The organism is Gracilinema caldarium (assembly GCF_029265695.1).
In the GTDB taxonomy this organism is placed as follows: domain Bacteria; phylum Spirochaetota; class Spirochaetia; order Treponematales; family Breznakiellaceae; genus Gracilinema; species Gracilinema caldarium_A.
Window position 1 is genome coordinate 1 of the sequence record NZ_JAJUHW010000070.1, and the last position, 8,852, is coordinate 8,852.

The window sequence follows — 8,852 nt, forward strand, 5'->3', positions numbered from 1 at the left end:
GTGCGGCTTTACAAACAGAGTCTTGCCAAAACCGCCGATTACAGCCTGGAGCTTTCCAAGGATGCTAAAACCGGCGTATGGACCGGTACCTTTAATACGGTAGATCCGGATGGTATGTTCTATGAGTATTCGGTTTTCTTTGGCAGCAAAGAAAATATTGCCCTGGATCCCTATGCGAAGAGCATGGACGCCTTTACCGGCAGCGGCCTCGGCCGAGGTGCGATTATCAACCTGGCAAAAGCGCAGCCCGCTGGCGGCTGGGAAGGTTATACGGATGTACAGCTTGCGAAACGGGAAGACGCCATCATTTATGAGATGTCGGTCCGGGACTTTACCATTTCTCCCGATTCGGGCGTAAAAGCACGGCCCGGATCGTACCTTGCCTTTATCGAAAAGATTCCCTACCTCAAGTCCCTGGGTATTACCCATGTGCAGCTCATGCCGGTTCTGAATTTCTATTATACTGATGAAACGAAGACCGATTATGAGGCCACCGGCCGTTCGAGCGACAACAACTACAACTGGGGCTATGATCCCCACAGCTACTTTACCCCCGAAGGCTGGTATGCCCAGAATCCCAAGGACCCCTACAGCCGGGTAGTGGAACTAAAGACCCTTATTAAGGAACTGCACAAGGCCGGTATCGGCGTTATCCTTGATGTGGTGTATAACCACACGGCAAATACGGCCATTTTCGAAAACGTGGTGCCCGGTTACTATTACCGGCGGGATGCCAAAGGTGGCTTTATTGGGCAGTCCGGCTGCGGCAACGATGTGGCCACCGAACGCCTCATGGCGGGCAAGCTTATGCGGGATTCCCTGTACTATTGGGTTGATGAATATAAGGTTGATGGCTTCCGCTTTGACCTTATGGGGCTTATCGATGCCAAGGCTATCCTTAAGGCCCGGGAAGCAATTGCTAAAATCCCCGGCAAGGATGACATCCTGTTCCAGGGCGAAGGCTGGAAAATGTACCGCGGTCCTGCCCTTGAAGTAATGGACCAAAACTACATGACCCGAACTAACGAGGTGGCGGTCTTTAACGACGAGTTCCGGGACATTATGAAGGGCGGCGGCATGGACGATAAAAAGAAGGGCTTTGTGACCGGCCGGCCGGTGAACACCGCGATGATCTTCAGCAACTTAAAGGGTCAGCCCATGCTGAACTACAAGGCCGACGATCCGGGTGATTCGATGAACTATGTCTCGGCCCATGACAACCTGACCCTGACCGACAACATTGCTTTTAACTGCGGCCTGAATGCCAAGTATCCGGAAGAACGGGCCGAGATTGCCGCCCGGGCAAAGCTCGCCAACTTTATGGTCCTTACCGGACAGCCTATCGCATTTCTCCACGGCGGCGATGAACGGGGTCGCAGTAAGCCCAAGCTGAACTCCAAAAGCGAAGTAATCGGCGATTATATCCATAATAGCTACGATTCTTCCGATGACATTAACCAGTTTATCTGGAATGTACCCAAGGAATATGACGCCATGGGCAAATGGGTGGCTGGTGTCATCGCAGTTCGCCGGGCGGAAGAGGGCCTGCGGATTGGTGATATGGCAAACATCGACGCAAGCATGAAGCAGATTTCCCATGCAGACCAGCTTTCCATGGGCTGGACCGTTACCTACAAGGGAACCACTCTGGTTATGCTCGTGAATGCTAATTTTGACCAGGCCATGGACTTTAAGACGGGGCTTAAGCTTGACGGTGCCTCTGTGCTGGTAGACGACGATGAGGCAAATCCCGCAGGGGTTGCCAAGGTTTCGGGGCTCAGCATTAAGGGGGACACCGTAACGGTCCAGCCCCTGACCGCGGTTATGCTGAAACTGAAATAATACTAAGCCCGCGGCGGCTTATCTGCCATAAGGTCGTAACAGGAGGGCGGTCTATGGGGAGCGATCCGATAGACCGCCCCCTGCTTGCGTCCCTGCTGGGGAATGTATTACAACAGAGGCATGATACAGTACCGAAAAATTGACACCCCCGAAAATTATAATTTTGATGTAGTAAAGGGCGGCTCCCGCAAGGAAGGCGCCCTCAGAGACGGTTCTCTCAAGGACGGCGCCGATGCGCCGGTCCGGCTCTCCCTTACCGCAGCAGACTCCGGCGTGTTCCGCCTGCAGGGCCAGTCAGAACGCTGGAGCGGCGGCAGCGGGAGCATCGCCGGCCTCGCCTGGAACGGCTTTCCCGGGGAAGGGCCTTCCGGCTGTGTCTGCACCCTCGATGATTCCGGATCCTTAGACCTTTCTGTAAACGGAACAAGTCTCCTTAAAGGAAGGGGCTTTGGCCTCTGCGGGACCAAGTGGCTCCTCCGTTTTGAATACGACGAAGAAACTAAATTTTTTGGCCTGGGGGGCAAAAACCTGGGCTTTGAACTATCCGGTAAGCGCACCCTGTTCTGGAACACGGACCTTTTTGCCGAGTTTGACTGGGCAGAAATCGCTGACTCCCGGGCGGATCCCCTCTACGCAAGCTTTCCGGTGCTGATAGGCCGCAAGCGGCCTGAGTCTACCACCGCGGCCGCCGCGCCCCTCTGGTGGGCTATCGTTATGGATAACCCCTGGCCTGGTTTTATGAACCTTGGGGCTGGTGAAGGTATTTTTAATGCCGGTTCTACCCCTTTCCAAAAATACCTCTATCTTGGAGCCCGCAACGGCGCTCCCGATATCTGGATTTTTGCCGAAACTGATCCAGCGCGGCTGGTACAGAAAATTCAGACCCTGCAGGGCCGCTTTGCGCTGCCGCCCCTCTGGGCTCTGGGGCATCACCAGTGTCGGTGGGGATACCGGTCCTATGCGGACCTTAAGCGAATTGCGGACGAATACGAAAAGCGTAAGATACCCAATGACGGCCTCTGGCTTGATATCGATTATATGGAAGGTTTCCGGGTCTTTACAATAAATAAAGAACATTTTGCCAACCCAGAGAAGGAAATTGCGTCCTTAACTGAACGGGGCTACCAAGTGGTGCCCATACTGGATCCGGGGCTGCGGCGGGATGAAAATTTTCATCAATATAAAGAAGCAAAAGAACTTGATATTCTTTGTAAGACTCCGGAAGGAAAGGATTAGATCGGTTTTGTGTGGCCTGGCTATACGGTGTTTCCTGATTTTTCTCTGGAAGAAGGACGCCAATGGTGGGCTGCGGAAGTAGCCCGGTTCACCAAACTTGGTTTTGCCGGTTACTGGATCGATATGAATGACCCCGCCACGGGCTCGGTTCCTTTGGATGATATGCGGTTTAAGCGGGGGGCCCTACCCCACGATGCCTTCCACAATCAATATGCCCTCGGTATGGCCATGGCAACCCGGCAAGGTTTAGAGGCGGCACGGCCTGAGGAGCGGCCCTTTATAATTACCCGGTCGGCATATTTAGGAACCGCAAAATACAGCGGCATATGGACCGGCGACAATGTGTCTAACAAGACGCACCTTGCAAAAAGTCTTCCCTTTAGCCTTAATCTTTCCGTTTCCGGTATGCCCTTTAACGGACCGGATGTGCCCGGTTTTGCAGGAGATGCCGATGGGTCTCTTATGGAAACCTGGTACAAGGCGGGATTTTTGTTCCCCTTCTTCCGGAACCACAATGTAGCCGGAGCAAAGGACCAGGAACCCTGGACCCGTGGGAAAGGGACAGAAAAAATTGTGGCTGAATATATTCGGTCCCGTTACAAATTGCTCCCATATATATACCAATTATGGATTGCCCAGGAGGAGCGGGGTGAACCGGTGCTGAGGCCCCTCTGGTACCACTGGCCCGAGGCGGATTGGACGAGTACCTGCGACGATGAGTATATGCTTGGAGATGCGGTGCTCCATGCGCCGCTTCTTGATCCCACAAGCAAAAGCCGAACGGTTCGTCTTCCGGATGGCTATTGGTACGACTGGAAAGGTAGCCGCTATCTTGCAGGAGACCGGTCCTTCACCGTTCGCTGTACCCGCAATGAGACGCCCCTTTATTTGAGGTCAGGCTCTATAATTCCAATGTTTCCAGGGGTGCGTACCACAAACGAAAAGGATCTGCGCCGTGTTGACCTTTTCATTGTGGTGAGCGAGGGTGAAACGGGGACCTACCGCTATTGCGCCGATGACGGCCATACGCTCGCCTACCGCGAGGGGGTGCGGAGCGAACTGGAACTTTCTTACGAAGTTTGCGACGGCATCTTAAAGCTCGAAGCCGTAGTAACGAATAGCACCTATGGTCCCATCAACTACCGGATCATGGTGCCCTGCATGGCGGGTATTCGGCAGGTTATGGTGAACGGCCAGAATATTCTGCTTGAGCGGGAAAAGCTAAGCTTTGCCGGCAAAGAAAACAAGGTGCTCGCAAGCCCGGTGATTTTGGCGTAGGTTTTTCTTGCTTTTTGTTAAAGAAAGCTTAAAATTTGGGGTAAGATGCAGATATCGCACTTGCCCCTCCGAAAATTCGTAGCCCCTGAGTTCATTATTGGTGAACATGCACTTTCCAAATGCGCCGATTATGTAGCTGTTTTTGGGGCAAAAAAGGTGCTTTTGGTAACCGATCCGGGGCTTGTGCAAGCCGGCTGGGTTAGCAAGGTAGAACAGCTCCTGAAAGATCAGCATATTCCCTTTGAACGGTTCAATGCGGTCAGTCCCAACCCTCGGGATACTGAGGTGAAGGACGGCGCTCTTTTGTACCGGAGAACGGGATGCGATATGATCATCGCCATAGGCGGCGGGAGCCCAATAGATTGTGCCAAGGGTATCGGTATCGTAGTGTCGAATGGCGGCTCCATTTTAGATTACGAGGGGGTCGACAAAATTGAGCGGCCTATCCCACCGCTCCTTTGTATTCCCACAACCGCTGGCACCGGAGCTGATATTTCCCAGTTTGCAATAATTCTGGACAGCGCCAGGAAGGTAAAAATCGCGATAATCAGCAAGGGGATAGTTCCCGATATCAGCCTTATCGATCCCTTGTGCACCGCCACCATGGATCCGGAGTTGACCGCAGCTACCGGAATGGACGCCCTCACCCATGCATTCGAGGCCTATGTTTCAAATGCTTCAAGTCCTGTGACGGATATGCATGCCTTACAGGCTATCGAATACCTTTCTCAAAACCTGCCCGGAGCTTATCAGCAACCTCTGGATATTTCTTATCGGTCTGGAGTTATGCTCGGCAGCCTCTTTGCGGGACTGGCTTTCTCCAATGCAAGCCTCGGTATTGTACATGCCATGGCCCATGCCCTCGGCGGTTTTTTAGATCTGCCCCACGGATTGTGTAATGCCTTGATACTTGAACATTCGGTGGCATACAATTTTTCTAGCTGCCCTGAGCGATACAGGACTATAGCCGAAAAGATTCTTAAAAAGCCCTTAGCTAACGAATCGGACGAAACGGTCAGGAACCTGCTCCAATCTTATTTGGCAACCCTTCGTCACAAACTAAACTTGGGGGATAAAATAGAAATAGCTGCTGTTGATGAACAGACCCTGGTCCAGTTAGCCCGTGTGGCATTACGGGACCCCTGTGTGGTAACAAACCCAAGAATACCGAAGGAAGAAGAAATACAGGCCCTTTATGCCAAAATACTCTAATGAAGATTTTGATACAATACGGGAACGCATTATCGGTCTTGGTGAACATTCGGCCCGAAAAAGCTATTATCCAGAACTCCAAAAGCGCATTGCGGAACTGGAAGAAAAGCAACAGCTGCTCATGGACATGGTAAGAAGCCTGGAGGAAAAGGAAACACAGCTCGAGGAAGCTATAACCGAAAAGGAACTGGTTATTCAGGAACTGCATCACCGGATAAAAAATAATTACCAGATTATTCAAAGCATTATGAGCCTAGGATTGCAAAATATCCGTAACCCCGAAGAAATGCAGATTTATATGAAAACCAGAGGCCGTATCGAAGTAATGGCGAGAATGTATGTATTACAGCTGGAAAGGGTACAGTTTTCTAAAATTGCGGTCCGGGAGATCATAGAGCAAGTTGCAGATTATTATGCATACAATAAAGATTCCACGAAATTCAATATTCAATATCAAAGCAACTTACAAGAAAAGATCAGTAGGACCACAAAGGAACCGGTGCTCAATATTGATGATGCTCAGTATTTGGCTCTAATTATTAATGAGGTGCTGAGCAACTGTGTTGATCATGCGGCAAAAGACAATCATGTGAATATATGGTTAGATATTGAGCAAAACGGCAATGTCCTTTACTTGAAAATCAAGGATGACGGACCGGGGCTCAAAACCGAAGATTTGCACAAAGATACGGTCGGTATCTCTTTGATTGATGCGCTTTCCCGGCAATTACATGCAACCTGGCGTTATATTCCGAATGCTGCTTCAGGTCTTTTTGAGCTCCAACTGGAATGTAAAACATAGAAATTGAGCCAATAAACCCGAAAAAAAGACACCTTTCAGAAAGCTGTCGGCTTGATTTTATGGAAATACTCCCTTAGCCTTGTAGGCACTTAGAAAAACGGGAGCCGCGCATGGTGTAAACCATCTGCGACCTCAGCATTATGCGGTGTATATAAATCACTGCAGTAGGGGTGTGTACCATGTCTAGTAAAGGCTATAAATTATTATCCTTGTTAGGATCTTCGGTTCATACAGATGATGTGGATGAGCTTGAACGAACTCAGCGGGCCCTATTGGATGAAACAATTCCGGGGTTGTGTTTTAGTCCCTATATGGAGGGCCAAAAACCGGGGGATCAACTTTCCGCAGAGCAGATCCGGATGCGTATGGAAATCATCGCCCCCTATACCAAAGCGGTCCGCAGTTTTAGCTGTACCGAAGGTAACGAGCTGATACCGCAAATCGCCAAGGATTATGGCCTGCGGACATTGGTCGGTGCCTGGATCGGTGAAAACCGGGAAACCAATGAAAAAGAAATTGCCGGCCTTATTAACCTTGCAAAGAAAGGTTTTGTGGATGTTGCTGCGGTGGGCAACGAAGTGATGCTCCGTAAGGAGCTCAGCGAAGACGAACTTATTTTTTATATAAAACAGGTTCGCCAGGAGCTTCCTGCCCATATCCCCGTAGGTTATGTGGACGCCTATTACCAGTTCGAAGAACACCCTCGCATTGCCGAAGCTTGTGATGTGATTCTGACCAACTGTTACCCCTTTTGGGAAGCCTGTCCGCTTGAGTTCTCCTTACCCTATATCAAGGATATGTACCGCAGGGCTCAGAAAGCCGGCAAGGGTAAGCCCGTAATCATCACCGAAACCGGCTGGCCTAATATCGGGACCGCCTTTCATGGAGCCATACCGTCCCGGGAAAACGCTATTAAATACTTTAATGATGTACTCTCCTGGGTAAAGGAAGAAGGTATAGAGCTATATTATTTTTCTTCTTTTGATGAGACGTGGAAAATAGAAAAAGAAGGGGATGTAGGCGCCTATTGGGGGCTTTGGGATAAGAACGGTATCTATAAATACTAAGGAAAATTATGAAAAATTCGTTTTTCCCTTATGGTAATGCGATTTGTTATTCCGGGTACCGGACAGGCCAGCGGCCCGGTGTTGCCTATCCTTCCTATCAGGAAGTACTGGAAGATCTTATTATTTTACAAGGACACTGGCAGTACCTGAGGCTCTATGACTGCACCCCCCACGCCGATGTGGTGCTTCAGGTTATCCGTCAGGAACAGCTCCCCGTTAAGGTTATGCTCGGCGCTTATATCGAGGCAGAGATAAACAACCCCCAGTGCCCCTGGGGTGGCATACATGACGAGTCGGTGTTACGGAAGAACCGAACTAGAAACGAAATGGAAATTCAGAGGCTCATTACCCTTGCTCATAAATATAAAGATATTATTATAGCCGTTTCGGTAGGTAACGAGGCAACTGTGGACTGGAATGACCACATGGTACCGGTGGAACGGGTAGTCCAGTTTGCTCGGCAAGTAAAGGCGGCGGTGACTCAGCCGGTTACCTTTTGTGAAAATTATGTTCCCTGGATAGGAAAGCTTGCACCCTTGGTGGATGTTGTCGACTTTATTTCGATCCATACCTACCCTGAATGGGAGCAAAAGCCTATTGTGCAGGCCCTGGACTACACCAAAGAAAATTATTATTTAGTGGCAAACCACTATCCCGACAAGCCTGTGGTTATTACCGAAGCAGGCTGGACTACCGCATCTAATGGCAGAGGAATCCCGCCAGACCTGGCGAGCGAGGAAAACCAAAAGCAATATATTAATGAGTTAATGGCCTGGTCGGCCCAGATGGGTATAGTAACGTTTGTTTTCGAAGCCTTTGACGAAGCGTGGAAAGGGTCCGACGACCCCCTGGAACCTGAAAAGCATTGGGGCCTTTACTCTGCCGATCGCAAACCCAAACTGGTGGTTAAATAAAAAAAGGACAATCGTATACCGATTGTCCTTTTTTTGAAATTAAGAAAAACTTAATTTGCAGCCGCTGAGGTCATCTTTTCCTGGTAAGAAGTTACTGCTGCAGTAAAATCAGTTAATTCCTGACCGGAGAGATTTGCCTTAATCCGTTCCGCTGCAGCATTCAGTGCTTCTGCAGTCTTTTTAAGTTCCTCTGCCTGGGCACTTGCAGTCTGATCACCATTATTGATGCGGCTGGTTAAAGTGCCATAGGTGTTCACGACAGAATCATAGGCTGCTTTCCAAGATGCAACATCGTTAATTGCATCGACATTGATTGCAGTGGTTTCTGCAGTGGTAGCAGCAGGCTTTTCGCTTTCAGCGCTTTTGGGGGCGCAGGAGACCATGAGAAGAACCAGTACAGCAATGCTAAGAAGTCCAAATTTATTCATTGTTTTCCTCCGTATGGGAGAAAATGTAGTTTTTTATGTAGAAAATGTCAATATATAGCAGTATATAACACAA

Annotated in this window: 7 protein-coding genes and 1 pseudogene; 7 read left to right on the plus strand and 1 reads right to left on the minus strand. The window is 49.8% G+C overall.

Annotated features, from left to right (window positions below; translation table 11 throughout):
- The 7 genes and pseudogenes from Q7P68_RS13505 to Q7P68_RS13530 form a co-directional block, all read left to right on the plus strand.
- Positions 1-1,842: alpha-amylase family glycosyl hydrolase (locus Q7P68_RS13505; RefSeq protein ID WP_304226538.1), on the plus strand; the 1,842-nt coding region annotated here is incomplete at its 5' end.
- 120 nt (positions 1,843-1,962) lie between these two features.
- Positions 1,963-3,693 (plus strand): annotated as a pseudogene (locus tag Q7P68_RS13510) (TIM-barrel domain-containing protein); the annotation flags it as partial.
- A gap of 42 nt (positions 3,694-3,735) precedes the next feature.
- Positions 3,736-4,356, plus strand: coding sequence for a hypothetical protein (locus tag Q7P68_RS14030; protein ID WP_369695329.1), 621 nt, complete (start codon positions 3,736-3,738; stop codon positions 4,354-4,356).
- Positions 4,357-4,401: 45 nt separating this feature from the next.
- Positions 4,402-5,568, plus strand: coding sequence for an alcohol dehydrogenase-like regulatory protein ErcA (gene ercA / locus Q7P68_RS13515; protein ID WP_304226540.1), 1,167 nt, complete (start codon positions 4,402-4,404; stop codon positions 5,566-5,568).
- Complete coding sequence (locus tag Q7P68_RS13520; RefSeq protein WP_304226542.1) at positions 5,552-6,370, plus strand: sensor histidine kinase; 819 nt, start codon at positions 5,552-5,554, stop codon at positions 6,368-6,370. The genes ercA and Q7P68_RS13520 overlap by 17 nt, the downstream gene beginning before the upstream one ends.
- A 179-nt stretch (positions 6,371-6,549) precedes the next feature.
- Positions 6,550-7,437 carry a glycoside hydrolase family 17 protein gene (locus Q7P68_RS13525; protein WP_304226545.1) on the plus strand — a complete coding sequence of 296 codons (888 nt, stop codon included), beginning with the start codon at positions 6,550-6,552 and terminating at the stop codon, positions 7,435-7,437.
- Positions 7,438-7,445: 8 nt separating this feature from the next.
- The gene (locus Q7P68_RS13530; protein ID WP_304226547.1) at positions 7,446-8,351 is read left to right on the plus strand and encodes a glycosyl hydrolase family 17 protein; all 906 of its coding nucleotides are present in this window, start codon (positions 7,446-7,448) and stop codon (positions 8,349-8,351) included.
- Between the two features lie 50 nt (positions 8,352-8,401).
- Here Q7P68_RS13530 and Q7P68_RS13535 read toward each other — a convergent pair whose 3' ends face one another.
- Entirely contained in the window at positions 8,402-8,779 is a 378-nt protein-coding gene (locus Q7P68_RS13535) for a hypothetical protein (protein WP_304226549.1), read from the minus strand.
- Positions 8,780-8,852: the final 73 nt, after the last annotated feature.

Coding starts and splice junctions, on each gene's coding strand:
- ercA (WP_304226540.1), top strand. CDS start 4,402: ATGCAGATATCGCACTTGCCCCTCCGAAAATTCGTAGCCCCTGAGTTC.
- Q7P68_RS13520 (WP_304226542.1), top strand. CDS start 5,552: ATGCCAAAATACTCTAATGAAGATTTTGATACAATACGGGAACGCATT.
- Q7P68_RS13525 (WP_304226545.1), top strand. CDS start 6,550: ATGTCTAGTAAAGGCTATAAATTATTATCCTTGTTAGGATCTTCGGTT.
- Q7P68_RS13530 (WP_304226547.1), top strand. CDS start 7,446: ATGAAAAATTCGTTTTTCCCTTATGGTAATGCGATTTGTTATTCCGGG.
- Q7P68_RS13535 (WP_304226549.1), bottom strand. CDS start 8,779: ATGAATAAATTTGGACTTCTTAGCATTGCTGTACTGGTTCTTCTCATG.